Annotated in this window: 20 protein-coding genes and 2 pseudogenes; 9 read left to right on the forward strand and 13 right to left on the reverse strand. The window is 65.2% G+C overall.

Annotated elements, in window-relative coordinates:
- The first annotated feature begins 258 nt into the window (after window positions 1–258).
- The 3 genes from J2R80_RS28805 to J2R80_RS28815 all read left to right on the forward strand — a co-directional run bounded on the left by J2R80_RS28805 (window position 259) and on the right by J2R80_RS28815 (window position 4,959).
- Window positions 259–2,043: an extracellular solute-binding protein gene (locus J2R80_RS28805; RefSeq protein WP_253639817.1), complete on the forward strand. Its 1,785-nt coding sequence runs from the start codon at window positions 259–261 to the stop codon at window positions 2,041–2,043.
- 29 nt (window positions 2,044–2,072) lie between these two features.
- Window positions 2,073–3,626 carry a class I adenylate-forming enzyme family protein gene (locus tag J2R80_RS28810; RefSeq protein ID WP_253639818.1) on the forward strand — a complete coding sequence of 518 codons (1,554 nt, stop codon included), beginning with the start codon at window positions 2,073–2,075 and terminating at the stop codon, window positions 3,624–3,626.
- Window positions 3,627–3,732: 106 nt separating this feature from the next.
- Window positions 3,733–4,959 carry a hypothetical protein gene (locus tag J2R80_RS28815; RefSeq protein WP_057018705.1) on the forward strand — a complete coding sequence of 409 codons (1,227 nt, stop codon included), beginning with the start codon at window positions 3,733–3,735 and terminating at the stop codon, window positions 4,957–4,959.
- 63 nt (window positions 4,960–5,022) lie between these two features.
- Here J2R80_RS28815 and J2R80_RS28820 read toward each other — a convergent pair whose 3' ends face one another.
- From J2R80_RS28820 to J2R80_RS28840, 5 genes and pseudogenes are all read right to left on the reverse strand, one after another.
- On the reverse strand, window positions 5,023–5,958 hold the full coding sequence (locus J2R80_RS28820) for an arginase family protein (RefSeq protein WP_018271602.1): 936 nt from the start codon (window positions 5,956–5,958) through the stop codon (window positions 5,023–5,025).
- Entirely contained in the window at window positions 5,955–7,211 is a 1,257-nt protein-coding gene (locus J2R80_RS28825; RefSeq protein ID WP_253639819.1) for a M20/M25/M40 family metallo-hydrolase, read from the reverse strand. Before J2R80_RS28825 ends, J2R80_RS28820 begins: the two co-directional genes overlap by 4 nt.
- A complete protein-coding gene (locus J2R80_RS28830; protein WP_168856357.1) occupies window positions 7,198–7,863 on the reverse strand; it encodes an amino acid ABC transporter permease in 666 nt (221 codons plus the stop codon). Before J2R80_RS28830 ends, J2R80_RS28825 begins: the two co-directional genes overlap by 14 nt.
- An 8-nt stretch (window positions 7,864–7,871) precedes the next feature.
- On the reverse strand, window positions 7,872–8,666 hold the full coding sequence (locus J2R80_RS28835; RefSeq protein ID WP_253639820.1) for an ABC transporter substrate-binding protein: 795 nt from the start codon (window positions 8,664–8,666) through the stop codon (window positions 7,872–7,874).
- A gap of 27 nt (window positions 8,667–8,693) precedes the next feature.
- Window positions 8,694–9,474, reverse strand: a pseudogene (locus J2R80_RS28840) (amino acid ABC transporter ATP-binding protein).
- A gap of 190 nt (window positions 9,475–9,664) precedes the next feature.
- Here J2R80_RS28840 and J2R80_RS28845 point away from each other — a divergent pair.
- Complete coding sequence (locus J2R80_RS28845) at window positions 9,665–10,570, forward strand: LysR family transcriptional regulator (protein ID WP_253639821.1); 906 nt, start codon at window positions 9,665–9,667, stop codon at window positions 10,568–10,570.
- Between the two features lie 25 nt (window positions 10,571–10,595).
- Here the strand turns inward: J2R80_RS28845 and mfd are convergent, their stop codons facing one another.
- Both mfd and J2R80_RS28855 read right to left on the reverse strand, forming a co-directional pair.
- A complete protein-coding gene (gene mfd, locus J2R80_RS28850; protein WP_253639822.1) occupies window positions 10,596–14,114 on the reverse strand; it encodes a transcription-repair coupling factor in 3,519 nt (1,172 codons plus the stop codon).
- On the reverse strand, window positions 14,111–14,401 hold the full coding sequence (locus J2R80_RS28855) for a succinate dehydrogenase assembly factor 2 (RefSeq protein WP_076828908.1): 291 nt from the start codon (window positions 14,399–14,401) through the stop codon (window positions 14,111–14,113). The genes mfd and J2R80_RS28855 overlap by 4 nt, the downstream gene beginning before the upstream one ends.
- A gap of 250 nt (window positions 14,402–14,651) precedes the next feature.
- Here J2R80_RS28855 and recG point away from each other — a divergent pair, with 250 nt between their 5' ends.
- Both recG and J2R80_RS28865 read left to right on the forward strand, forming a co-directional pair.
- On the forward strand, window positions 14,652–16,760 hold the full coding sequence (gene recG / locus J2R80_RS28860; RefSeq protein WP_141341324.1) for an ATP-dependent DNA helicase RecG: 2,109 nt from the start codon (window positions 14,652–14,654) through the stop codon (window positions 16,758–16,760).
- A gap of 146 nt (window positions 16,761–16,906) precedes the next feature.
- Window positions 16,907–17,194, forward strand: a complete 288-nt coding sequence (locus J2R80_RS28865) for a GIY-YIG nuclease family protein (RefSeq protein WP_253590275.1) — start codon at window positions 16,907–16,909, stop codon at window positions 17,192–17,194.
- Between the two features lie 123 nt (window positions 17,195–17,317).
- On the opposite strand, the gene J2R80_RS28870 is transcribed toward J2R80_RS28865, so the two are convergent.
- The 6 genes and pseudogenes from J2R80_RS28870 to J2R80_RS28895 form a co-directional block, all read right to left on the reverse strand.
- Window positions 17,318–18,103, reverse strand: a complete 786-nt coding sequence (locus tag J2R80_RS28870) for a DUF502 domain-containing protein (protein WP_253590276.1) — start codon at window positions 18,101–18,103, stop codon at window positions 17,318–17,320.
- A 95-nt stretch (window positions 18,104–18,198) separates the two neighbouring features.
- Complete coding sequence (gene glmS, locus J2R80_RS28875; protein ID WP_057018713.1) at window positions 18,199–20,025, reverse strand: glutamine--fructose-6-phosphate transaminase (isomerizing); 1,827 nt, start codon at window positions 20,023–20,025, stop codon at window positions 18,199–18,201.
- 175 nt (window positions 20,026–20,200) lie between these two features.
- Window positions 20,201–20,848 (reverse strand): hypothetical protein, encoded by a 648-nt coding sequence (locus J2R80_RS28880; protein ID WP_057018714.1) that lies wholly within the window; start codon window positions 20,846–20,848, stop codon window positions 20,201–20,203.
- Complete coding sequence (locus J2R80_RS28885; protein WP_253590277.1) at window positions 20,845–21,120, reverse strand: hypothetical protein; 276 nt, start codon at window positions 21,118–21,120, stop codon at window positions 20,845–20,847. Before J2R80_RS28885 ends, J2R80_RS28880 begins: the two co-directional genes overlap by 4 nt.
- A gap of 135 nt (window positions 21,121–21,255) precedes the next feature.
- Window positions 21,256–22,049: pseudogene (locus J2R80_RS28890) on the reverse strand (adenylate/guanylate cyclase domain-containing protein).
- A gap of 196 nt (window positions 22,050–22,245) precedes the next feature.
- Window positions 22,246–23,289, reverse strand: a complete 1,044-nt coding sequence (locus tag J2R80_RS28895) for a carbon-nitrogen hydrolase family protein (RefSeq protein ID WP_253590278.1) — start codon at window positions 23,287–23,289, stop codon at window positions 22,246–22,248.
- A 175-nt stretch (window positions 23,290–23,464) separates the two neighbouring features.
- On the opposite strand from J2R80_RS28895, the gene J2R80_RS28900 reads away from it, so the two are divergent.
- The 3 genes from J2R80_RS28900 to J2R80_RS28910 all read left to right on the forward strand — a co-directional run bounded on the left by J2R80_RS28900 (window position 23,465) and on the right by J2R80_RS28910 (window position 26,414).
- Window positions 23,465–24,415: a LysR family transcriptional regulator gene (locus J2R80_RS28900; RefSeq protein ID WP_253590279.1), complete on the forward strand. Its 951-nt coding sequence runs from the start codon at window positions 23,465–23,467 to the stop codon at window positions 24,413–24,415.
- Between the two features lie 76 nt (window positions 24,416–24,491).
- Window positions 24,492–24,818, forward strand: coding sequence for a DUF485 domain-containing protein (locus tag J2R80_RS28905; RefSeq protein ID WP_082653885.1), 327 nt, complete (start codon window positions 24,492–24,494; stop codon window positions 24,816–24,818).
- A 12-nt stretch (window positions 24,819–24,830) separates the two neighbouring features.
- Window positions 24,831–26,414: a cation acetate symporter gene (locus J2R80_RS28910; protein ID WP_057018474.1), complete on the forward strand. Its 1,584-nt coding sequence runs from the start codon at window positions 24,831–24,833 to the stop codon at window positions 26,412–26,414.
- The last annotated feature ends 83 nt before the right edge of the window (window positions 26,415–26,497 follow it).

Here is a 26,497-nt window from a genome sequence, read left to right on the forward strand (position 1 = left end):
TGGGCGGCTGTCTCCTAGTCAATTGAGGCGGATACGTGACAGGCGTTCCCGCCTTCGAATTGCACGCCTTCAATACAGCGGCGCGCGGAAAGATCAATGCCGACAAGCGGATTTGCGCCCATCTCGCGGCGAGTTTCAGCGGCCTGTGATAAACTTCCGGACGTGACGTTTCGCGAATCAAATCCGGCGCCTCACGCACGTGTTCCCGGGCACACTTGGCGCGCCGCATGGGCCGCCATCTGGCTGGTCTTGGGATGCATGACGAGCGGGCTGGTCCCTGCGGCCGCCGCCGAGAGCCACGCGATCGCGATGCATGGCGCCCCCGCGCTGCCGTCGGACTTTACCCACCTGCCCTATGCCAATCCCGACGCTCCCAAGGGCGGCCGCCTGGTCCAGGGCGTGATTGGCACCTTCGACAGCCTCAATCCCCTGATCATCAGGGGCATCGCCGTGCAGCAGGTCAGGGGCTACGGCTATGAGCGCGGTTATGTCTACGAAAGCCTGATGGCGCGCGGCAATAACGAGCCGTTCACGCTGTACGGCCTGCTCGCGCGCAGCGTCGAGACCGACGACGCCAGAAGCTATGTGACATTCCACATCGATCCCCGCGCCCGCTTCTCGGATGGCCGGCCGGTACTGGCCGACGACGTGCTGTTCTCGCTGGCGCTGCTGCGCGACCACGGCCGTCCGATGCACCGTCAGTATTATTCGAAAGTCGCAAAGGCCGAGGCGCTCGACCCGCTCACGGTCCGGTTCGATTTCGGCGGCGTGGCGGACCGCGAATTGCCGCTGATCCTCGGCCTGATGCCGATCCTGCCGCGGCACGCCATCGACCCCGAAAAATTCGAGGAAACCACCTTGGCCCCACCGATCGGGTCCGGCCCCTACCGCGTGACGGCGGTCAAGCCCGGCGCCAGCGTCACCTTCACGCGCGACCCCAATTATTGGGGCCGCGACCTGCCCATCAACCGCGGCCTCTGGAACTTCGACGAGATCAGGCTCGATTACTACCGCGAGGCCAACGGCATGTTCGAGGCCTTCAAGCGCGGCCTGTATGATTTCCGGACCGAGACCGAGCCGTTGCGCTGGCACGACGGCTATGACTTCCCGGCGGCGCGCAACGGCGAGGTGATCCGCGACACCATCAAGATCGGCACGCCGCGGCCGTCCGAATTCCTGGTTTTCAACAGCCGGCGGCCGAAATTCGCCGACCTGCGGGTGCGTCAGGCACTGGCGATGCTGTTCGATTTCGAATGGGTCAACCGCAACTATTATTTCGGACTGTTCTCACGCGCCGGCGGTTTTTTCGCCGGATCGGATCTGTCCGCCTATGGCCGCCCCGCCGACGATCGCGAGCTCGAGCTGCTCAAGCCATATCTGTCGCACGTCCAGCCCGATATCCTCGACGGCCGCTATCGTCTGCCGGTCACCGACGGGTCGGGGCGCGACCGCGGCCTCCTGCGCAGTGCGCTCGCGCTGCTCGCCGAGGCGGGCTACGCGCTCGACGGCACGGTCTTGAAGCAGCGCTCGACAGGGACGCCGCTGCGCATCGAGATCCTGGTGACGACGCGCGAGCATGAGCGGATCGCCCTCGCCTATCAGCGTGACCTGAAGCGGGCCGGCATCGAAGCCGCGGTGCGGGTGGTCGACGCGGTGCAGTTCGAGCAGCGCCGGGTCGGCTATGACTTCGACATGATCCCCATCCGCTGGGACCAGTCGCTATCGCCAGGCAACGAGCAGTGGTTCTACTGGAGCAGCCAGGCCGCCGATGTGCCGGGCACCCGAAACTACATGGGCGCCAAGGATCCCGCCATCGACGCCATGATCGCGGCGCTGCTCGCGGCGCGCGAGCGGCCGGCCTTCGTCTCGGCGGTGCGGGCGCTGGACCGGGCCCTGATGTCGGGCTTCTACGCTATCCCCCTATTTAACTTGGGAGAGCAATGGATCGCGCGCTGGAATCGGATAGAACGGCCTTCGACCACGGCGTTGACGGGCTACCTGCCGGAAACCTGGTGGCAGAAGCCCGCCGCGCAGTCCAAGTGATTTCCAAGTGATTTGCGACCCGATGCGGCATGATCTGGTCCGATCGAAGCGATGCAACCGACGTTGAACCTGTGAACCAGTCGATCACCTCGCCAACGCTCGATACCTTGTTCAAGCGCACTTTGGCGCGGCAACCCCAGGCGCTGGCGCTGGTCGACCCGCTCAACAAGCAGCGCATCACCGGACAGACCCGCAAGCGCCTGACCTATGCCCAGGCCGACCGCGCGATCTCGGCGATCGCCGCCCACTTCGTGCAGAGCGGATTGCCAGCCAACACGGTGATCGCCGTGCAGCTGCCCGGCACGGTCGAATTCGCCTTGACCGTCCTTGCCGCGCATCGGGTCGGCCTCGTGGTGGTGCCGCTGCCGCTGCTGTGGCGGCAGGCCGAGCTGACGTCCGTGCTCAACCGCACCGCGGCGCGGGCGATCGTCAGCTGCGGCCGGATCGACGGCGTCTCCTATGCCGACATCGCCATGAACGCCGCGGCGGAAGCGTTCTCGATCCGCCACGTCTGCGGCTTCGGGACCGATCTGCCCGAAGGCATGGCGTCGCTCGACCAGGCGATCCTGGAGGACTCCCGGGCCTCGCGCCCGATGATCCAGGACGGCCGCAAGCCGGCGCTGATCTCCTTCGACGTCACCAGCGAAGGTCTTCGTCCGGTGCCGCGGGCGCATTTCGGCCTGATCGCCGGCGGGCTCGCGATGTCGCTGGAGAGCGATCTGCCGCAAGGCGCCACCATCATGTCGGCGTTCGCGCCGATGTCGTTCGCCGGCATCTGCGCGTCGCTGGTGACCTGGCTGCTGTCGGGCGGAACGCTGGTGCTGCACCACCCGTTCGACGAGAAAGCGTTCGAGACCCAGTTCAACGATCACACCTGCAACACGCTGATCGCGCCGGCGCAGCTCGTACTGCGGCTCGACGAGCGCGGCCTGTCGGAGCGCCTGCCCAGCCTGCGCACCGTGATTGGCCTCTGGCGTACGCCCGAGCAAGTCGCCTCCAGCGCGCACTGGAGCTCGCGGCGGGTGACCATGACCGACGTCTATCTGTTCGGCGAGGCCGGGCTGTTCGGCGCCCGCCGCACCGCCGAGGACGGATCGCCGGCCGTGATCAAGCCGGGGCCGCACAGTGCGCCGCGCGAAGCGCCCGGCGCATCGGTCGCCGGCGAGATCCTGCTGACGCCGAAGGGCACGCTCGGCCTGCGCGGCCCGATGGTGCCGGTCGCCGCCTATGCGCCGCCGCCTCCGCCCGGCGACAGCCTGATCGCGCCGCCGCCGCGCGATTTCGTCGACACCGAATATGCCGCGCGGGTCGATCGCGCGACCGGGGCCGTCAACATCACCGCGCCGCCGTCGGGGGTGATGACGGTCGGCGGCTACCGCTTCCTCGCCCAGGAGCTGCAGGAATGGTCGCGCCGCCTCGGCCAGGGCGCGCTGCTCACCGCATTGCCGGACCGTCTCAGCGGCCACCGGCTGGCCGGACGGGCACAGGACAATGCACGCGCCCGCGACGCTCTCACAGAACTTGGGCTTAACCCTTTGATGGTCGAAGCATTTCGCGACCGTGGCGGCGCCGGGTTGAGTTAAAATCTTATCATTGTGTTAGTCTTATCATTGTGTTGACGCCGCATTAAGCCATGCGAACTAGCATCGCAGCCGTTGCTGATCTTAAGCATTGGTTTCGAGCGTTCGAATGTCCCAGCAAGGTCCGGTCCTCATCGTATCGGCGTCGACAAAGCCGTCGTTTGCCGCAGCCCTCGATGAGACGAAACTCTTCCCGGTCGTGGTCACCGACTGGAACGAGGTCGGACGGGCCATCGAGCAGGTCAAGCCGGCCGCGATCATCGCGGCCGCCGAGGGGGTCGACTTCGTCACCCTGTCGGGCCTCGCCAAGCGCGCCGCCGCCCGTGCGCCGTATCTGCCGCTGATCGCGGTCGATCCCGCGACCACCCTGCCCGACACCGTGATCGCATTCTTCCAGAGCAAGGGTCTGCCGGATCGGCTGGTCGCCCGGCTCAACGCGTCCTTACGCGTTCGCGCGCTGCATTCTACCGTGATGCGCCGCCTGGTGCCGCCGGCACCGATCGCCCTGTCTGACATCGATCCGATCGGAGAGGCCACCGCGCTGTTGATCGGCCGCGGCGGCGCCTACCCGACGCTGTCGGTCGCGCTCGGCGAACGCGCCGGCGTGGTCGGCGCACTGAGCATCGAGGCCGCCGCCAAGCATCTCTCGAGCCGCGACATCGACGGCATCGTGCTGGCGGAAGGCTTCACGCCGCGGGTGATGGATGCGTTCCTGACCGTGCTGACCGAGGATGTCCGCTTCCGCCCGTTGCCGGTGATCGTCGCCTCGGGCGAGCTGACGCCGCGATACGAGCTGCCCAATCTCGAGATCGTCACGGCCGGGCCGACCCGCATCGCCGACATGGCGCTGCCGATGATCCGCCAGCACGCCTTCGAGGCGCGGCTCGGCCGCATGCTGAAGGCGATCGACGCCAAGGGCCTGATCGATGCCCGCACCGGCCTGCTCACCAAGGCCGCGTTCGAGCGCGACTTCGCGACCGCGGTCTACCAGACCGCCGAGCGCGGCGGCGCGCTCTCGGTGGCACGCTTCACCTTCGACAACACGCAGCCGCGCGCGCAGTTCGACGGCGCGCGGATCATCAGCCGGCTGATGCGCCGAGCCGATTTCGGTGCCGTGCATGACGAGCGCTCGCTGGTCGTGGCATTCGCTGGCACCGACCTGCGCAACGCGCAGGCGATCACGCGGCGATTGGCGAGCGTCATGCGCCACACCCAGAACGGACGCCGCGACGCCCGCGCCGAGCCCGCCGTCAGCGTCGCAACGCTGATGCCGGGCGATTCCGCACTCTCGCTGCTGGGGCGGCTGTTCGGAGCGCCGGAGCGCGCGGCGTCGTAAGGCCCGCGGATTTTAGGGCACGGTCATCGCCGGCGTAGCATGACCGATCAAGCCGCTGCGATTTCAGTCCGGCAACAGCCCCATGCCCGCGGCAAGCAGCACGAGAGCCTCCATGATCATATGGGCGCAGAGCTGGGCGGCCATCCCCTGAACGTCCTGTGGCGGGCTGACCGTGTTGAAATCCATCGCGACGATATTCAAGCCTGAAAGGCTGCGCAGCAATTCGATCCCCTCGCGGGCCGACAGGCCTCCCCAGGCGGGCGTGCAGACGCCGGGAGCAACCGATGGATCGAACACATCCATGTCCCAGCACAGATAGACCGGCCGCGCGCCGACGACCTGGCTGAATTCCGCGACGGTCTGCGCGAAACCGCGCCGCATCAGCTCCTCGATCGTGACGACGCGAAATCCGAGCGACCGCGTATGTTCGAGCACACCCGGGCAATAGGTGAAACCGCGCACGCCGATGTGCCAGGATCGGCCGGCGTTCACCACGCCTTCCTGCGCCGCGTTGGTGAACTGCGTGGCCGCATTGTACCGATCGTCCGGCGTATACGGATATGCATCGGTATGGCTGTCGATATGCAGTGCGACGAGATCCTTGTGATACCGGGCGGCGGCGCGCATCAGCGGAAGCGAGACCGAACCGTCGCCGCCGATCCCGACCGGCACCGCGCCAAGCTCGAGAATCCGGCCAGCGGCAGCCTCGATCTTGACAAAGGCGTCTTCGATGCGTCCCGGCACCAAGGCAACATCGCCGGCATCGACTGCACCCAGCAATGACAGCACATCGACGTCGGCGAGCGACGGATGATAGCGGCGAATGAGCCGCGACTCCCGCCGGACCTCCAGGGGACCTTGCCGGGCGCCGACGCGGAACGGATGCGTGCCGCAATCGAACGGCACGCCGAGCACGGCAGCGCGGCTGCCCGGCCGCGGTAACCCCGCCGGCAATCCCATGAATGTTTCCGGACCCACGAAACCCGCCACGTCGCTCATTCTCTGTTCTCTCTTGTCAGCATGTCGAAGGCGGTCAGCGCGTGCACGCGCGACACCGTCGCCAGTTCGGCGATGTCAGCGTACTCGTCCGGCGCGCCCATGTTGTGAGGTGTCGGTCCATAGACGACCGTCGGGATTCCGGACATGCGAAACCAGCGCGCATCGGAGCCGCCGACGCGCATGTTGATCGCCGGCGCCCTGCCGATGATGTCCGTCGCCGCAGTTGCGCAGCGCGTGACGATCTCGTCACCGGGGTCGGTGTGATTGGGTTCGAAGCAGCGCAACACGCGCCATGTGATGCCGGGCAGATCGAGCACCTCTCGCAACAGCGCGAGAACAGCTTCCGACGTGACGCCGACCGGCAGACGCAGGTCGATGGCCGCTCGCGCCTGGCTCGGCACCAGGTTCGGTGACGAACCGCCACTCACCGTTCCGATGTTGACCGTGACGCTCGACAGGACGTCGGCTTCGCCGGCGCCGCACAACGGTTCGGAGACAGGCCTTGCGCGGCGGATGGCGTCGGCGACATTGACCGGCATCGCAACGGCCAGGCTGCGCAGCTCACTCACTCTGTCCAGCGCTTCGCGCAAGCGATCGATCGCATTGATGCCGAGATGGACATGCGCGCCGTGCGCCGCGCTGCCCTCCGCCTCGATCTCGATCCAGAGGAATCCCTTCTCGCCGAAGCGCAGCACCATCGGCGAACCGGCGTCGCCAATGATCACGGCGTCGCCGCTGGCATGGGAGACCTGGTCGAGCAGGTATTTGGTCCCGTACGGACCCATGCTTTCCTCGTCTCCGGCGAGCGTCAGCACCACCTCTCCCGCCCATGCCTCGCGCTGCTCGGCCAATGCGGCCATCGCGGCCATTGATGCCGCAATGCCGCCCTTCATGTCAGCCGCGCCGCGGCCGTAAAGGCGGCCGCCCACGACCTCTCCGTCGGGATTGACCGACCAACTCATCCGCTCCCCCAACGGATAGGTGTCGAGATGGCCGTTGAACACGATGCGGCGGCCGGGGGCATGGCCTTTGATCCGCGCGACGACGTTGACGATCTCGGCTGTCCCCGGATGCAGCTCAACCGCAACGCCCGGCACATGCGCCCTGAGGAGATCGGCCGCCAGCGCCGCGACGGCGCGCGTGTCGCCGTCCGGATTTGGCGACGCCACTCCGATCAGCCGCATCGCCAGCTCGACGACCTGGCTGGTCCGATCGCTCGAAACCGCGCGGCGAACTCGATCAACGTTGTGCAAGGCGCGCTTCCCATATGCGGATTGAGTGGGTGAGCGGCCAGCAGATCGCGAAATACACCACCGCGATGAAGGTGAATATTTCCAGCGGCCTGAACGTTGACGACGACAACTCCATGCCGCGCCGCGTGACCTCGCCGACCGACACCACGGACGCAAGCGAGGAATATTTGATGAGCTGGACGAAATTGGCGGCCAGCGGCGGCAGCACGCTGCGAATCGCCTGCGGGCCAACGATCCGCACAAAGCTCTGCGCGGGCGTCAGGCCGAGCACCTGTGCCGCCTCGCGGTGCCCGACCGGAACGGTCTGGATGCCCGCCCTGAAGACCTCGGAGATGAACACCGCCGAATAGAGCGAGAGACCGAGGATCGATGCGGCCAGCGCATCGATCCTCACATTGAAGACGATCGGCAGCACGTAATAGACCCATAGCAGCTGCACGAGGATTGGCGTATTGCGGACGATTTCGCCGACCGAAAGCGCGATGATGCGCGCGATGCGGAAGCGGGACATCTGCATGATCGCGATGACGAGCCCCAACAGGGTCGCCACCACGAGCGTGACAATTGAAATGAAAAGGGTCATTTCCATGCCGGAGGCAAGAAAGCCCAGATTGTTCGGGATGACGTCCCAGCGAAAGCTGTAGCTTTGCATCTGATGTCTCAGGGCGCGACGATCGGTCCGAGCTTGTTCTTCTCGGCGGCGGCCTTGAGCCGGCCGTCGAGCTTGATGGTGCGTACGAACAGGTTCACGTAGTTCAGCCAGATCTGGTCACCCTGGTTCATGACGTACGCGTAAGGCGTCACGGACAGGTTTTCCGGCGGCGCCACCGTCGTAGTCCAGTCGAACTGGGCATTCATTTTGATCGAGGCCGGATAATCGGTCATGACGACGTCGACGCGTTGCGCCATCAGCTCAGCCTGGGTCGTGGCGGGAGATGCGACCGCGACGGTCTTGGCGTTCTTGAAGTAGGACCGCATGAAGTTCTCGACATAGCTGCCGAGCGAGACGCCGGCGTTGACGCCCGGCTTATCGATATCCGCCCAGGATGTGATCGGGCCGCCTTTGCGCACGACGGCATAGACGCCGCTCGTCAGATACGGGTCCGAGAACGCGACGGCCTGCGCACGCTTCATCGTCGCCCCGACGCCGAACATGCCGAGATCGCATTTGTTGGCCTGCAGGTCGGCGATGAAACTGCCAAAGCTGGTCTCCACATAGTCCAGCTTCACGCCCATGTCCTTGGCGAGTTCCTTGGAGAGATCGATGTCGATCCCCTCGAGCTGTCCGCTATCTGGATTGCGGAACGAAATTGAATAGTACATCGGCCAGATGCAGACCCTGAGTACCCCGCTCTTGGTGATCTCGTAGAGGCGCGACTGCGTCTGCTGGGCAGCCGCCGGCGTCATCGAGAGAAAGAGCGCGCAAACGAAGGCAAGTCGGCGCAGATTTGGCATGAGCTTCAATCTCCTGTCGTGCAGTGATCACTCGTCAAACTGATTGAGAAAGCGCTTGGCGCGCTCGGTTGTCGGCCGTTCGAAAAAGGCGGCCGGCGTGCCGTGCTCAACGATCATCCCCTCGTCCATGAACACGACATGGCTCGCCACGCGGCGGGCGAAGCCCATCTCGTGCGTCACCACGAGCATCGTCATGCCTTCGAGCGCGAGCGTGCGCATGACCTGCAGCACCTCGCGGCGAAGTTCGGGATCGAGAGCCGACGTCGGCTCGTCGAACAGGAGTATCTTCGGCTGCATGGCAAGCGCCCGGGCGATCGATCGCGACGCGTTGTTGCTGGCCTCCGGACAGCCTGGCCGGATAGGCATCGCGCTTCGCCTCCATGCCGACCTTCTGAAGCAGCCGTTCGGCCGTGACGACCGCCTCATCCCGGCTGACCCCGCGCACCCGCATCGGGGCCTCGATGATGTTTCCCAGCACCGTCATGTGCGGCCACAGATTGAACTGCTGGAACACCATTCCGATTTCCGGCCGCACCTTGCGGGCAGCGAGCCGCACATCGGACGATGGCCGGGCCTGCGAGACCGTCGCCCCCTCCATCACGACGCGCCCGTCGGAAGGAGCCTCCAGCAGCGCCATGCATCGCAGAAGGGTCGTCTTGCCTGAGCCGCTTGGACCGATGATGCAGGTCGACTGCCCGGTGCCCAGCGCAAGATCCACGCCGTTCAGAACGGTGTGGGCGCCGAAGCGTTTGACCACCGCTTCGGCGGCCAGGACCGACGCGGCGCACGATGCGTGGCTTGTGTTCATCCCCGCAGACCCTCCAGACGACTTCATCTCGAAACATAAGCAAATATAATGCCAATGCTCGTCACGCTCAGATTGCTGTAACATTATCTGGAATTTCGCCGGCGTGGTGTGCGAAAATTCCTTGTATTATTGGCGTTTCCCTTCATGCTCATACCACGAGCGACATCGAAACGATATATAGATATTGGTTATGGATCGGCGTCTTGTTGAGATTTTTCATGCTGTTATGCAGCATCGATCGGCAACCGAGGCCGCGCGTGCACTCGGGGTATCGCAGCCGGCTGTGAGTGCGGCCTTGAAACGGCTGGAGGCAGATGTCGGGTTTGCGCTGTTTCGCCGGGAGAGCCGCCATATCGTGCCTACGCCGGAGGCGCATCTGTTGCACAATGAAGCGATCCGGGCGCTCGCCGGGTTTGCCGAACTGGAGGACGCCGCTGCCGGAATCTCCGCAGGCAAGCGCGGCGTTCTGACGATCGCGAGTCCGGGACCTGGGATAGTCTGGCTTCCGGGCGTCGTCAGCCGCTTCCAGCGCGAGCGCCCGTCAACAACGATCAGGCTCCTGACCCGAAGCTCCGAGAATGTCCGGAGCCTGGTGTCGGCACGTGCATTCGACTTCGGAGTCGCCGAGCCGCCGTTCGACCGCACCAATGTCGTATTGCGGCGCTACCGAATGTCCCTGGACTGCGTGATGCCTGCAACGCATGCACTGGCTGACCGGAAAGTCGTCACTCCCGATCTTCTCGAGCGACATGATCTGATCATTACCTCGCAGAGCCGATCGACCTATGCCGCGGTATCTCGCGCCTTCGAAGCCAGCGGTACGCCGTTTCATCCGGCGATCGAGTGTGAATTCTTTGCCGTCGCGCTCAACCTCGTCATCGATGGCGCGGGTGTCTGCCTCGTCGACGCGCTCAGCGCGTCCGAAACGCTCAGGCGAACCAGCGGAGCGAGCAAGCTCGTCGTCCGCCCCTTCGCGCCGGCGATCCACTACGAGGTCGGAGTCCTGAAGCCGACGATCGGCGAACTCAGCGTTCTCGCCGAGCAGTTCCTGATACTGCTCGACGACCACGTTGCGCCCTATTTGATCCGATCCTGAGCCGAGGCCTGCGTCGGACCGCGTGTTAAGCCGCCTTCTTGCTCTCGGCGAGGTTGGCGAGCTGGCGCAGGATCTCGGTGGTGCCGGCGAGCCGCTCTTCCGGAGTATCCCATTCCTGGAAGAACACCACCTTCATGTCGGGCCGCACCTTGGCGGCCTGGCCGTGCTGGCGGATGAAGCTCACCAGCCGCTCCGGATGGGCAAAGCTGTTGTCGCGGAATGCGATCACGGCGCCCTTCGGGCCGGCGTCGACCTTCCCGACATTGGCCCTTCGGCAATAGGCCTTGATCGCCGCGACCTTGAACAGATAGCGCACCTCGTCCGGCAGCACGCCGAAGCGGTCGCGCATTTCGGCGGCGAAGGCGTCGATGTCCTCGTCGGTGTCGAGATCGGCGAGCCGGCGATACAGCGACAGCCGCACGCTGAGGTCGTTGACATAGTCATCGGGGATCAGGACCGGCATGCCGATCGTGATCTGCGGCGACCAGCGGTCGGCGGCCGGCTCGGCGACGCCGGCCTTGAGGTTGACGATCGCCTCCTCCAGCATCGACTGGTACAGCTCGAAGCCGACTTCCTTGATGTGGCCGGATTGCTCTTCGCCGAGCAGATTGCCGGCGCCGCGGATGTCGAGGTCGTGCGAGGCGAGCTGGAAGCCGGCGCCCAGCGTCTCCAGCGACTGCAGCACCTTGAGCCGCCGCTCCGCCTGCGCCGTGATCTTCTGCTGTGCCGGCAGCGTGAACAGCGCATAGGCGCGCAGCTTGGAGCGGCCGACGCGGCCACGCAGCTGGTAGAGCTGGGCGAGGCCGAACATGTCGGCGCGGTGCACGATCAACGTATTGGCGTTCGGGATGTCGAGACCGGACTCGACGATCGTGGTCGAGAGCAGGATGTCGTACTTGCCGTCGTAGAACGCGGACATGATGTCCTCGATCACGGTCGGCGGCATCTGGCCGTGGGCGACCGCGACCTTCATCTCCGGCACGTTCTTGTCGAGGAAATCCTTGACGCCGGCGAGGTCTTCGATCCGCGGCACGACATAGAACGCCTGCCCGCCGCGGTAGCGTTCGCGCAGCAGCGCCTCGCGGATCATCAGGGGATCGTGGGGCGCGACGAAGGTGCGCACCGCAAGGCGATCGACCGGCGGCGAAGCAATGATCGAGAGCTCGCGGACGCCGGTCAATGCAAGCTGAAGCGTGCGCGGGATCGGGGTCGCCGACAGCGTCAGCACATGGACCTGGGCGCGCAACTGCTTCAGCCGCTCCTTGTGGCTGACGCCGAAATGCTGCTCCTCGTCCACGATCAACAGGCCGAGGTCCTTGAACTTGATGGTCTTGCCGAGCAGCGCATGGGTGCCGACGACGATGTCGACGTTGCCGTCGGTGAGCCCCTTCTTGACCTGGTTGAGCTCCTTGGTCGACACCAGCCGCGAGGCCTGCGCGACATTGACCGGGAAGCCGCGGAAGCGCTCGGTGAAAGTCCGCGAGTGCTGACGCGCCAGCAGCGTGGTCGGCACCACCACCGCGACCTGCCTGCCCTCCAGCGCCACGGCGAACGCCGCGCGCAGAGCCACCTCGGTCTTGCCGAAGCCGACATCGCCGCAGATCAGCCGGTCCATCGGGCGGCCGATCTCGAGGTCCTTCAAGGTCGAGGTGATGGCCTGGAGCTGATCCTCGGTCTCCTCATAGGGGAAGCGCGCACAGAACTCGTCATAGACATGCGGCTGCAGCGGGAATTTCGGCGCCTCGTGCAGCTGCCGCTCGGCCGCGATCTTGATCAATTCGCCCGCGATCTCGCGGATCCGGTTCTTCAGCTTGGCCTTGCGTGCCTGCCAGCCGCCGCCGCCGAGACGGTCGAGCTCGACATTGGCGCTGTCGGAGCCGTAGCGCGACAACAGCTCGATGTTCTCGACCGGCAGGAACAGTTTTGTTTCGGCGGCATAATGCAACTCGAGACAGTCATGCGGCGCGCCGGAGACTTCCAGCGTCTGCAGCCCGACGAAGCGGCCGATGCCGTGCTCGACATGGACCACGAGATCGCCGGTTGCAAGGCTCGTCACCTCCGAGATGAAATTGTCGAGCTTGCGGCTCGCCTTGCGCGGCCGCACCAGGCGGTCGCCGAGAATGTCCTGCTCGCTGATGACGGAGAACTCGTCGGTCTCGAAGCCGGATTCCATGCCGAGCACCGCCAGCATAGTTTCGTTGCGCGGCGTCGCCTGCACGATCCGCCAGGTGTTGACGCTGGTCGTGTTCAGGAGCTTGTGGTCGCGCAGCATCGCGCCCATGCGGTCGCGCGAGCCCTCGCTCCACAACGCGATCACCACCTTCTTGCGCTGTGACTGCAGCGCGCCGACATGGCCGACCACGGCCTCGAACACGTTGACATTGCTGTCGGCGCGTTCGGGGGCGAAGTTGCGGCCCTGCCGCGCGCCGGCGTCGAACACGTCGGGCGTGCCTTCGGGCACCGCGAACGGCGTCAGCCGCGCCAGCGGCGCATCGCCGAGCAGCTTGGTCCATTCGGCCTCGGTCAGATAGAGCTGGTCCGGCGGCAGCGGCTTATAGACCGCGCCGCTGCCCGGATGCTCCAGCGCCTCGCGCCGTGCGTCATAGTAGTCAACGATCTGCGAGAAGCGTTCGCGCGCTGCGTCCTCGCCCTGCGGCTCGATCGCAACCGTCGCCCCGTCGAGATAATCGAACAGCGTGTCCATCCGCTCCTGGAACAGCGGCAGCCAATGCTCCATGCCGGGGTGACGCCGTCCCTCGGAAACGGCTTCATAGAGCTGATCGTCGCGCCCCGGCGCGCCGAACGCGGCGACATAGCCCATGCGGAAACGCCGGATGGTTTCGGTGGTGAGCTGGAATTCCGACACCGGCACGAGATCGAGCCCGCGCATGTCGAGTAGCGTGCGCTGGGTCTCGGCATCGAAGGTGCGGATCGATTCCAGGCTGTCGCCGAAGAAGTCGAAGCGCACCGGCTGGTCGAGGCCGGCCGGAAACAGATCGAGGATGCCGCCGCGCACGGCATATTCGCCGGGCTCGCGCACCGTGGACGAGCGGGTGTAGCCATTGTGCTCGAGCCAGGCCACGACCGAATCCATCGGCACCACATTGCCGGGCGCAACCGACAGCGCTTGCGCTGCGACCTGATCGCGCGCCGGGACCCGCTGCACGGCCGCATTCACCGTGGTGAGCACAATCAGCGGCTTGTCGCTGCCGACCAGCCGCGACAACTTGGCCAAAGCGGTGAGCCGTTGCGCCAAAATGCCGGCATGCGGCGAGACGCGGTCATAGGGCTGGCAGTCCCAGGCCGGAACCTGCATCACGGCGATATCGGGCGCAAAGAACTCCAGCGCGCGGGCGAGCTGCTGCATCCGCGCGCCGTCGCGGCACACCACGGCAAGGCTCACCGCCGGACGCTTCGGCTGCGCCGCGATCGCGCGCGCCAGGTCGGAGATGACGAGCCCTTCGGCGCCCTCGGCGACGTTGGCGATGGTCAGCACCCGGCCGGGCGCGAGCATCGCGGCCGGTGATTTCATCGGCTGTTTCATGCGCTGGGATCCGCGACCCGGAACGCCTTGATGCGGGCAAACAGCGCGGTGGCATATTCGGACGGCAGCACCTTGTCGCCGGTCAGCGCCGCATAGAGGTCGGGATCCGGGACCTCGATCAAATGCTCGAGCTCGCTGAGCTCGTGATCGGACAGCTCGCCAATGGTCGCGTCGGCGAAGCGGCCGAGGATCAGGTCCATCTCCCGGGTGCCGCGGTGCCAGCAGCGAAACAAAAGCCGCTTGCGGCGGTCATCGAGCCCGCTGCTCGATCGTGTCGATCCCGTCATGTCCCAAAATCCATCCAACGCCAAAAGCCCGGACGTGCCGGGCGGGCTTGATATAGCCATGGCGATGGCCGATGTCAGCCCTCATTCGCCGCGTTTTGGGGTTTCCCTGGGCGCATGCCGTCATTGCCGGGCTTGCGCGCCCGTCGAAGCCTTGGCGTAGACGGGACCGGCCGACATCAGCTCCAAAAAAAGACGTGGATGCCCGGCACAAGGCCGGGCATGACGGTGTGAAACGGTCTTGGATTCGTCGATGCGCCCAGCCCTGCTCAATCCGCTGTTTGCCCAGGTCACGACCCTGCAAGGGGTCGGCCCGAAGCAGGACAAGCTGCTGCGCTATCTGCTCGACCGCAGCGAGACGCCGCGGCTGGTTGACCTGCTGCTGCATCTGCCGGCGAGCGTGATCGACCGCCGCGCCCGGCCGAAGATCCGCGACGCCGCGGTCGGAACCATGGTGACGCTCGAGGTCACCGTCGACCGCCATCGCCCGCCGCCGCCGCGCAATTCGCGCGCGCCCTACCTTGTCTATGCCAGCGACGACACCGGCGACGTCGTGCTGACCTTCTTCCGTGCCCAGCCCGGCTATGTCGAGAAGCTGCTGCCGGTCGGCGAGAAGCGCTACGTCTCCGGCACGCTGGCGATGTATGACGGCATCCCGCAGATCGTGCATCCCGATCGCGTCGTCGATGAAGCGGGCTTTGCAAAACTGTCCGGCATCGATCCGGTCTATCCGCTGACCGAGGGGCTTGCGATCGGCTCGCTCCGCCGCGCCATCGCGCAGGCGCTGACCAGGCTGCCCGAGCTGCCGGAGTGGATCAGCCCCGAGGTGCTGCGCCGCTGCAACTTCCCGCCGATCAGGGAGGCGCTGACCCGCGTGCATGTGCCGGTCGAGCTGACCGATATCCTGCCCGACGGTCCGTTCTGGTCACGTCTCGCATTCGACGAGCTGCTGGCCGGCCAGCTCGCGCTCGCCCTGATCCGCGCCACGCTGCGACGCCCCAGCGGTGTGCGCAACGCCGGCGATGGTCATCTGCGCCGGAAGATCATCGATGCCCTGCCCTATGCGCTGACCAGGTCGCAGCAAGAGGCGGTCGCGGCAATCATCGCGGACCTGCAGCAGCCGGTGCGGATGCTGCGCCTCGTGCAGGGCGATGTCGGTTCCGGCAAAACCGTGGTGGCGCTGCTGGCTGCCGCCGCGGTTGCGGAAGCCGGCAAGCAGGCCGCGCTGATGGCGCCGACCGAAATCCTGGCGCGCCAGCACATCAAGACCATCGCACCGCTCGCCGAGAGCGCTGGCCTACGGGTTGCGATCCTCACCGGCCGCGAGAAAGGCAAAGAGCGCCGCGAGCTGCTGGCACAGCTCGAGGCCGGCGAGATCGATCTGTTGGTCGGCACCCACGCACTGATCCAGGACGACGTGATCTACAAGGCGCTGGCGCTTGCCGTGGTCGACGAGCAGCATCGCTTCGGCGTCCGCGAACGGCTCGCGCTGACCTCCAAGGGCGAGGCCGTCGACGTGCTGGTGCTGAGCGCCACCCCGATCCCGCGCACGCTGGTGCTCACATACTTTGGCGACATGGACGTCTCGGAGCTGCGCGAAAAGCCCGCCGGCCGCCAGCCGATCGACACCCGCGCGGTGCCGATGAGCCGGATCGAGGACGTCATGGACGGCGTCGGCCGCGCGCTCGGCGCCGGCAAGCTGGTCTACTGGATCTGCCCGCTGGTCGATGAATCCGAGGCCGAGGGCACCGAGCATCTCACCAACGCGACCGAACGTTTCGAGAGCCTGCAGAAGCGGTTCGGCGATCGCGTCGGTCTCGTGCACGGCCAGATGAAGGGCACCGAGAAGGACCGCGTGATGACGCAATTCGCCGCGCACGAGATCGGCCTCCTGGTCGCGACCACGGTGGTCGAGGTCGGCGTCGACGTGCCCGCGGCGACCATCATGGTGATCGAGAACGCCGAACGTTTCGGGCTTGCGCAGCTGCATCAATTGCGCGGGCGCATTGGCCGCGGCTCGGAGGCCTCGACCTGCCTGCTGCTCTACAAGGAGCCGCTCGGCGAGATGTCGAAGGCGCGGTTGAAAGTGATCCGCGAGACGACGGATGGATTCCGGATCGCCGAGGAGGATCTGAAGCTGCGCGGCGAAGGCGATGTGCTCGGCATCCGCCAGAGCGGCCTGCCCGGCTACCGCATCGCGCGCTCCGAAGTGCACGGCCAGCTCATCACCCAGGCCCGCGACGAGGCGCTGCGGATCATGAAGGACAACCCGAAGCTGAAGGGCGAACGCGGCGAAGCGCTGCGCGTCCTGCTCTACCTCTACGAACGCGACGAAGCCGTGCCGCTGATCGGCGCGGGGTAGCGGCCAGCCCCGTCATTGCGAGCGCTCTACCCAGCGTCATTGCGAGCGCAGCGAAGCAATCCATCGTTCCGCATATGCGGAAGCGTGGATTGCTTCGTCGCTCCGCTCCTCGCAATGACGGTATATACTTGCGGCTGGGGGACATCATGAAACAACCATGCGTCTACATCTTCGCCAACAAGCGTCACGGCACCGTTTACACGGGCGTTACCGCAAATCCGCCCAAGCGTGCGTTTGAGCATCGCGAGGGATTGGTGAAGGGCTTCTCGGCCAAATATGGCTGCAAGATTCTGGTCTGGTACGAATTGCACGAAACCATGTACAATGCGATCACTCGAGAGAAGCAGATCAAGGCCGGCAGCCGCGCGAAGAAGATTGCGCTGATCGAGGCGCTGAATCCAGATTGGAACGACCTCTACGAGACGCTGATCTAGGTGTGCTCATCGCCCCTTCCCGCCGTCATTGCGAGCGTAGCGAAGCAATCCATCGGTCCGCATATGTGGAATCATGGATTGCTTCGTCGCTTCGCTCCTCGCAATGACGGGGATAGACGGGAGCTACTCCACCTTCGCCGGCGAGGGCTGAGTTGCCGGCTGCAGCGAAGCCTGGCTCGCAATGCGCGCAGCATTGGCCATGCCGGCGAGCGCCGCGGCGCGCTTCTGATCGGCGGTGCCGCCGGGCTGCACCACGCCGGCGGACATGATCAGCGTCGCGGCATCCTCGGTGCTCATTTCGATCTCGATGATCTTGCTCTTCGGCACGTAGAAGAAGAAGCCGGTGGTCGGGTTCGGCGCGCACGGCAGGAACACCGAGATGTGCTCTTCCGCTCCGGGCAGGCTAGCGGCAAGTTCGGCGCTCGGCGCCTGCGAGATCAGCACGATCGACCACATGCCGGGCGAGGGAAACTCGACGAGGCCGACGCGGCGAAAGCTCGAGCCGTTGCCGGAGAACAGCGTTTCGAACACCTGCTTGAGGCCACGATAGATCGCGCGCACCGCAGGGATGCGGCCAAGCAGCCGTTCGCCGAGATCGACCAGGGTTCGCCCGATCAGATTGGCGGTGAGGAAGCCGAGCAGCGTCAGCGCGATGACCGCGACGATCAGGCCGGAACCCGGCAGCCCGAATGGCAGATAGGTTTCCGGCCGGTAGGCCGTGGGCACGAACGGCCGGACCAGATTGTCGACCCAGTTCACGAACCACCAGGTCAGATACAGGGTGATCGCAACCGGTCCGGCCACCACGAGGCCGGTCAGGAAATAGTTGCGAAACCGCGCCATCAGCCCGCGCGGGGCATCCGGGGGCAATTCACCGGTCGAGGCGGGAGGCACTTGGTTGGAGGTCATTGCGGTTCCAGGGTCGTCGAAGCGGCCGTAGTCCACCACCCAGCTAAGCCATTCTGTCGCATTTTTGAAGGGCCGCGTGAAGCCGCGGCTTGCGACTATTCGACCGTGACCGATTTGGCCAGATTCCGCGGCTGGTCGACATCGGTGCCCATCACGACAGCGGTATGATAGGCGAGCAGCTGCACCGGAACGGCGTAGACCATCGGCGCGAAGGTCGCCCCCATGTCCGGCATCACGATCGTCACCAGCGACTGGATGGTCGCCTCCGCCGCGCCCTTGGCGTCGGTCATCAGGATGATCTTGCCGCCGCGGGCGGCGACCTCCTGCATGTTGGAGACGGTCTTCTCGAACACCTTGTCGTAGGGCGCGATCACCACGACCGGCATGTGCTCGTCGATCAGCGCGATCGGCCCGTGCTTGAGCTCGCCGGCGGCGTAGCCCTCGGCATGGATGTAGGAGATTTCCTTCAACTTTAGCGCGCCCTCTAGCGCCAGCGGATAGCTGGTGCCGCGGCCGAGATAGAGCACGTCGCGCGACTTCGAGATCTCGCGCGCCAGCTTCTCGATCTGCACTTCGGTGGTCAGCGCTTCCGACATCAGGCGCGGGATCTCGACCAGGCCATGCACCAGCTTGGCCTCGTCGGCATCGGACAGCTCGCCGCGCGCCTTGCCGGCGGCGACCGCGAGCGAGGCCAGCACCATCAGCTGGCAGGTGAACGCCTTGGTCGAAGCGACCCCGATCTCGGGACCGGCGAGCGTCTGCAGCACGGTCTCGCTCTCGCGCGCGATCGTCGAGGTCGGCACGTTGACGACCGAGAGCGTGTGCGCACCTTGCGCCTTGGCGTAGCGCAGCGCCGCCAGCGTGTCGGCGGTCTCGCCCGATTGCGAGATGAAGATCGCAAGATCGCCCTTGCGCAGCGGTGCCTCGCGGTAGCGGAATTCAGAGGCGACATCGAGCTCGACCGGTAGCCGCGCCAGCCGCTCCAGCCAGTATTTCGCGACGAAGCCGGCATAGCTCGCGGTGCCGCAGGCGGTGACCGAGACGCGCTGGATATCCTTGAAGTCGAACGGCAGCTTCACCGGCATGGTGACGCGCTCGGTCGCCATGTCGACATAGCGCGCCAGCGTGTGCCCGACCACTTCGGGCTGCTCGTGGATCTCCTTCGCCATGAAGTGGCGGTAGTTCGCCTTGTCGACCAGCGCCGTTGCCGTCGTGTGCTTGATCGCCTCGCGGTGGACGATGGCGTTGTCCTTGTCGAAGATCGTGGCGCCCTTGCGATTCAGCACCACCCAATCGCCGTCCTCGAGATAGCTGATCGTATCGGTGAACGGCCCGAGCGCGATCGCGTCGGACCCGAGAAACATCTCGCCTTCGCCATGGCCGACCGCGAGCGGCGGGCCGTTGCGGGCGCCGATCATCAGATCATCCTCGCCGGCGAAGATGAAGCCGAGCGCGAACGCGCCGCGCAGCTGCGACAGCACCGCCCTCACCGCCTCGATCGGCTTGACGCCGCCTTTCAGCAGATTGTCGACCAGATGCACCACGACCTCGGTGTCGGTCTCGGTCGAGAACGCCGCGCCCTTGGCCTCGAGTTCCTCGCGCAGCTCGCGGAAATTCTCTATGATGCCGTTATGCACCACGGCGACGCGCTCGGTGGCGTGCGGATGCGCGTTGTTCTCGGTCGGCCGTCCGTGCGTGGCCCAACGGGTGTGGCCGATGCCGGTATGGCCGCCGAGCGGCTTGGCCTCGAGCCGGGCCTCGAGATTCTTCAGCTTGCCTTCGGCGCGGCGCCGCGCCAGGCCGCCATTCTCCAGCGTGGCGACACCCGCGGAATCATAGCCGCGATATTCGAGCCGCTTGAGCGAATCCACCAATTGCTCCGCGACCGGAGCGCGTCCAAGAATGCCGACGATGCCGCACATGCGGTTCAATGTCCCCAAAAATCGCCGAAAATTTGCCAAAGCGGCGACACGGTCCCTTAACGGGAATCGCCGGCCGCAAGATACTCAATAATTATTGCCGATTGCGACAGTCTTAAACGGCAAGGTTGATGCGAAAGGCTGGTTAATCGGGGCTAACCATTTTGGCAAGAGCGCGTCAGCGCGGATCCGCCGGCGCGGGCCACGGTTTCGCCTCCCAGATCGTGGTCCATTCCTGACCCGCGCCGCACGCAGGCGCGCTGACCTCGACGCGAACCACGACAAAGCTTTCGCGATTGGTCACGTCTAGCCGATAGACATGCCGCAGGTGTGGGCTGGGACACAGGTCCGATCCGGTTTCGGCCTGAAACAAGCCGGCCTCCTCCCTCCATGTGATGAAACCCGGAGTGTCCGTCGTACCGAAGCCGTTCAGCGCGACGTACGGAAATTCCATCGGCTTTGGTCTGCTGACGTCGGAAAGATCGAACGCGCGATGCGATCCGGTCACGGAAAGCCGACAGAACATCAGCGCGAGACGGTGCCCGGCCACTTTCATGAAGCGAACCGGCAACTTTTCGATGTCATCACTGTATTTGCAGCCGGATTGCTCGGCCGCAAGCGCGAGCATCCTTGGCACCAAGGCCGGATCGGAAATTTCAAAGTCCGTGCGTCCATTGGCAAGGCTGCTCCATTCGCGAAGCGCCTCGCGTCGTGCATTGATGCTCGCAGTTTCGTCGCCGCGCGCGACCGACACGAGCGGCGGACCGGCCGTGAGAAGACCTCCGAGCAGCACCTTGATCAATCCAGCGATCAGCCGCGCGCTCACGGTTCCCATCCCCGGCCACGCAGCCAGACCTCGCGGCACGTAACCAGCATGCCGAGCAGTCCGTTCCTGAGGAAAAACAGATAGAGCGCGAACAGCAGCACGAAGCGGGGCCGATCGTCGCCCCAGGAAACGAACTCAGGTTGGTCGTGTGTCTTCCGGGACAGCACCGCCAACTGTCCGGTCTCGGCCCATTGGTAGAGTCGTGCGGCGCTGAAGTACGTCACCAGGCTGCAAAAGACTCCAATCAGAACGGTCGCGGCATGTTTGCGCATGCCGTGTTTTGCCTTGTCGCCTCCTAAGAGCGATGAAACCGCAGACGGCAAACGTCGTTAACCGCATCAATATGTCATTAACGCCTTTCGGCGAGGCCAGCCGACGCTGGCGGTAGTCGACGCTCCCGGGACGCCCTAATGCTCCACCCGGTAGAGCCGCCATCGCTCCGGCACGCCTTTGAGCTGGTGCGCGCCGCGGTCCTTGAAGCGGATTTCGGACTTTGACATCAGGTCCTTGACCGCGCTCGAGACCAGCACTTCGCCGGCCCGCGCTTTCGCCGCGACGCGCGCGCCGATGTGAAACGCAAGCCCGATCACCTCCGCGCCACTCACCTTGTATTCGCCCGCGTGCAGTCCGACCCTGATCTCCAGCCCAGCGTGCGCACGGACTCGCGGATCGCGGTCGCGCAACGGATCCCGGCTGCCGGCGCGCGGAACGTCGCCAGCAACCCGTCGCCCGTCGTCACGACTTCCTTCCCCCGCAAGGCCTTCAGCTCCCTGCGCACAGCGACATAGTAGTGGTTCATCACCGTCGCCCAGCGCGTGTCGCCGAGCCGCGCGGCCTTTTCGGTGGATCGGACGATATCGACATAGAGGATCGTGGCGAGCGCCTGCTTGAGCTGCGAGTCCCGGTCGGTGGTTCGCCGCCGGTTCGCGATATTCCCAGCCAGCGGTTCGTAGCGATGGCTGCGTCGCCGCGCGATGGCGGCCTTGGTGTAGTCCTGGGCGCGCTGCACCGTGCGGCAGCGAATGGTTTTTTCCTGCGGTGGAAACGTCCAGTGGACCTTTCGCCTGTCGCCCGCGCCATCAACCTGCACGGCGCCCCATTTCAGGAAAACCGTTGAGCCGGCCCGTCGAATGCACCATGCCTTCGACGTGTATCCGGAAACGTTCGACTGATGGACTCCGATGCGAAGGAATTTTGGCATGAGCGTCCGGCCGATCGAAGGAACGTTTGGCAGCCTACCCAGGGTAAAGCGTAGCCATACATTCCCGCGTTGGCAACGTTGCAGGTTTGCGGACTATCGAGAATGCCGGACCGCGATGTCCGCGTCGGGTCCCGCACGCGGACGAAGGATCGTGTGAGGCAGCACCAAGGCTTCGTCAGCTCCGGAGGTCGCGGCCCTACCCATTCGATGCAGCGTCGGCATCGACCGACAGAATTGCCGCGTCTTGCACGTCCGCTATCGGCTGCTCTGGATCGCGGAATCGAGCCGGGGTCAACCGGCTGCGGTCGACCGTCACGCCGAAGATGTCGAAGCGGTTGTAGTAACCGACCACGTCGTGAAACTGTTTCGGCTCGACGCAGCGATTGAGATCGATCTCCGCGTAGGCGATCCCCTCCTCGTCCTGCAATCCATCGCCGAAGACGCTGCCGGTCGGATCGACGAAGAAGCTCGCCGCACGTGGTGTCTGGTCGATCACGTCGGCGATCGTTCGATCGCGTTCAATGAGGAAGGCGCGCAACGCCTGGTCCATGTAGCCGGCGGTGACGATCCCGAATACCTTGGCTTCGAAGCAATGGGCGCTGGCCCGGATGCGGTTGGCGGCCACGTTGTCGAAATTGCCGCCGCCTGCCGGGCGCCGGGTGGGCCACATCGGCGGCCAGCTCGAAATGTGCACCTGCTCGCCCTGCGCCATCAGCGCGAAGCGGGCCAATGGGTTGGTATTCTCGCCGCAAATCAACCCGCCGATCCGGCCCTGCCGCGTCTCCGCGACCTTGAGGCCCGCACCATCCCCTGACGACCACACTAGCTTCTCATAGAAGGTCGGAACCAGCTTGCGGTGATGGATGAGAATTTCTCCGGTCTCGCCGATCAGCAGGTTCGAGTTCCACAGCCCCCCGACGCTGACGGCCGAGCGCTCGCTGATGCCGATCGAGACCGTGACGCCGAGGGCGCGCGCCTCGGCGCAGAGCCGCGCCACTTCCGGTCCGTCCGCCAGCACGGATTGCTCCGCCATGCGCACGAACAGATCGTGGTTGTCGATTGGAGGCCACAGCGCAGCCCAGACCGGAAAGGCGGGAATATAGGTTTCGGGAAACGCGATCAGCTCGGCGCCGGCTCTGGCCGCCTCGCGAATGATGGCGATCGCCTTTTCGGTGGTCGCCCAGCTGTCGAGGAAGACGGGCGCGGCGTGGACGGCAGCAGCCTTGAAACGAGGAAGCATGTCGAAAATCCCGGCTAGGACTAGGGGAGCGAAGCGGTATCATCCCTGGCTTGCCGGCGTGCATGGGAATTGTCGCAAGGTCGGTTGCGAAGGATCGGAACCGCCACGCGCTGGAACGGGAATTGCTTTGCTGACAAGGGCCGCAATTTCAACGGCCGCAACCTGGAGGCCGGTGATGTTCGACACGATCAACTGGGACGATCTGCGGGTGTTTCTCTGCGCCGCCCGCGCCGGGAATTTGAGCCAAACGGCAAAGCGGCTGCGGCTCGACCATTCCACCGTCAGCCGGCGCATCGCCCAGATGGAAGCTTCGCTCGGGGTTGCGGTGTTCGAACGCCACCGCACCGGGCTCAAGCTCAACGAAGTCGGCGAGCGACTGTTGCGCCATGCCGAGCGGGTCGAGAGCGCGGTGATCGCGATCCGCGAGGAGGCCAGCGCCAGCGACACCCAGGAGCTCGTCGGGACCGTGCGGCTCGCCACCATGGAGGGGATCGCCTCGCTTTATCTGGCGCAACGCTTTGCCAAGCTGCGACGCACCGCGCCACAGCTCACCGTCGAACTCGTCACGTCCGCCCAGACGGTCTACGTTCATAAGCGCGAGGCCGATCTGTTCGTGTCCTTCTTCCGGCCGCCCGGTCCGGGCCTGATCTCGGAGCGCATCGGCAAGTTTCGGCTCGGGCTATTCGCGAGCCAGGACTATCTCGACCACCACGGGATGCCCGCAAGCCTGCGCGACCTGCAGGATCATTGGTTCGTGTCCTATATCGAGGACCTGATCCAGGTCGACTCGGTGCGCTGGCTCGCCGATGTCATCGAAGAGCCGAAAATCGCCTTCCACTCCAACAGCATGATCGCGCAGATGAACGCCGCGGCGGGCGGCCTCGGCATCGTGATGCTGCCGAGCTTTGCCACAAGGGACCGGCCCGACCTGATACCGGTGCTGCCCGCTCTCGCCGGCACCGTTCGCGAGGTCTGGCTCAACGTCCACAGCGACCTGCAATTCGCCCCGCGCATCCGCGCCGTCGGCGCCTTCCTGAAAAATACCCTGAAGCAGGATCCCGACATGCAGGTCACGCTGGCCGATGTCGTGCCGCAGCCGCGCACAGCAGATTGCAAAAATCCATAATTCCCTTCCGTCAGCCCCCGGCTGAAGCTCGTCCGATTGGCGCAAGCAGAGCGCGCTGAAGTTTTGAGGGGCCGATATGAACGTGGTTATTCCCGGCAATGCCGATCCGGCGCCGAACGGCGGCGCATTGGCCAAGAAGCAGGCCGAGAAGCTGGCCAAGAAACTGGCCAAGAAGCGGCTGACGGTCGCGCTCGTTCTGAGCGTTGCGATGATCGTGATCTATTTCGGCTTCATGGGGCTTTTCGCGTTCGACAAGCCGCTGCTCGGCACCATTCTGATGCCCGGCCTGTCGCTTTGCATTGTGCTCGGCCCGCTCGTCATCATCTCTTCCTTCGTGCTCTGCCTGGTCTACGTGCTGTGGGCGAACCGGGTGTTCGACGCAGGCGTTCGCGAGCTTCGCTAAGGGGACAGGCAAATGGGCAGCAGCACGCTTTCGATCGGGTTCTTCTTCGCCTTCATGGCGTTGACGCTGGCGATCACCTATTGGGCTGCGCGGCGCACGCGCACCACCGAGCACTTCTTTGCCGCCGGCGGCCAGGTCACGCCGTGGCAGAACGGCTGGGCACTCGCGGGAGACTTCCTGAGCGCCGCGGCCCTGCTCGGAATTGCCGGCATCGTCACCTCGAACGGCTTCGACGGCATGATCTATTCGATCGGGTGGCTGGTCGGCTGGCCGATCATTCTGTTCCTGATCGTCGAGCCATTGCGCAATGTCGGCCGCTTCACCTTCGCCGACGTCGTGGCCTATCGCCTGCGCCAGCGTCCGGTGCGCCTCGCCGGCGCCATCGGTACACTTGCCGTGATCCTGTTCTACCTGATCGCCCAGATGGTCGCGACCGGATCGCTGATCAAGCTGCTGTTCGGCCTGCCCTACACCTGGTCGGTCGTCGTCGTCGGCAGCGTGATGCTGGTCTACGTGCTGTTCGGCGGCATGTTGGCGACGACCTGGGTGCAGGTGGTCAAGGCTGTGCTGCTGATGGGCGGTGGCATCCTGCTCGCCCTCCTCGTGTTGACCCATTTCGACATGAACCCGCTGAAGCTGTTCGCCGCGGCGTCCGAGAAATACGGCACCAAGGTGCTGCAGCCGGGATCGAAGGTGGTCTCGGGTCAATGGGATGCCATCTCGCTCGGGCTCGGACTGATGTTCGGAACCGCCGCGATGCCGCATGTGCTGATGCGGGCCTACACGGTGAAGGATTCCAAAGCCGCACGGCTGTCGATCCTCTATGCCACCGGCCTGATCGGCGTCTTTCATCTCATGGTCTTCATCATCGGCTTCGGCGCCATGGTGCTGGTCGGCGCCGAGGCGGTGGCCAAGGCCGGCGGCGGCGGCAACATGGCAGCGCCCCTGCTCGCACTCACCGTCGGCGGCAACGCGTTCTTCGGCTTCATCTGCGCGGTCGCGTTCGCGACCATGCTTGCCGTCGTCGCGGGGCTGACGCTGTCGGGCGTCGCCACGCTCTGCCACGACGTCTGGACCAATGTGATCAGGAGCGGCACCGCTTCGGAAGCCGAGCAGCTCAAGGTCGCGCGGGTCGCGACGGTTCTGATTTCCATCCTCGCCATCGGCCTGGGCATCGCGTTCGAAGGCCAGAACGTCGCGTTCATGGCGGGACTTGCGTTCTCGATCGCCTGCGCCGCCAACTTCCCTTCGCTCGTGCTCGCCATCACCTGGCGCCGCTTCACGACGCCTGCTGCCGTGGCGAGCATCCTCGTCGGCACACTGAGCTCGCTGGTGCTGATCTATCTGTCCCCGACCATCCAGGTCGACATTCTCGGCAAGCCGCTCGCCGCGGTCGAGCATCAATGGTGGTTCGTGTCGCTGCGCAATCCCGCGATCATCAGCATGCCGCTATCCTTTGCGGTCGCGATCCTGCTGTCGCTGATGACACGGGAGAAGAACGCAAACCTCGCCTTCGACGAGATGCAGCGGCGCATCCTGCTCGGACCGGTAGAGCCGAACACCAGCGAGCCGCGCCAGGCGAAGAATGCGGCATGAACCGGGTCAACCGATCGACGTTGCGATCAGCCCGTTGCGAACCCCGTCACCCGATGCGCATATGTGGCTCACAGATCGCGCAA

Origin of the sequence: Bradyrhizobium sp. USDA 4541, from assembly GCF_024171085.1 — a bacterium.
GTDB lineage: Bacteria > Pseudomonadota > Alphaproteobacteria > Rhizobiales > Xanthobacteraceae > Bradyrhizobium > Bradyrhizobium australafricanum.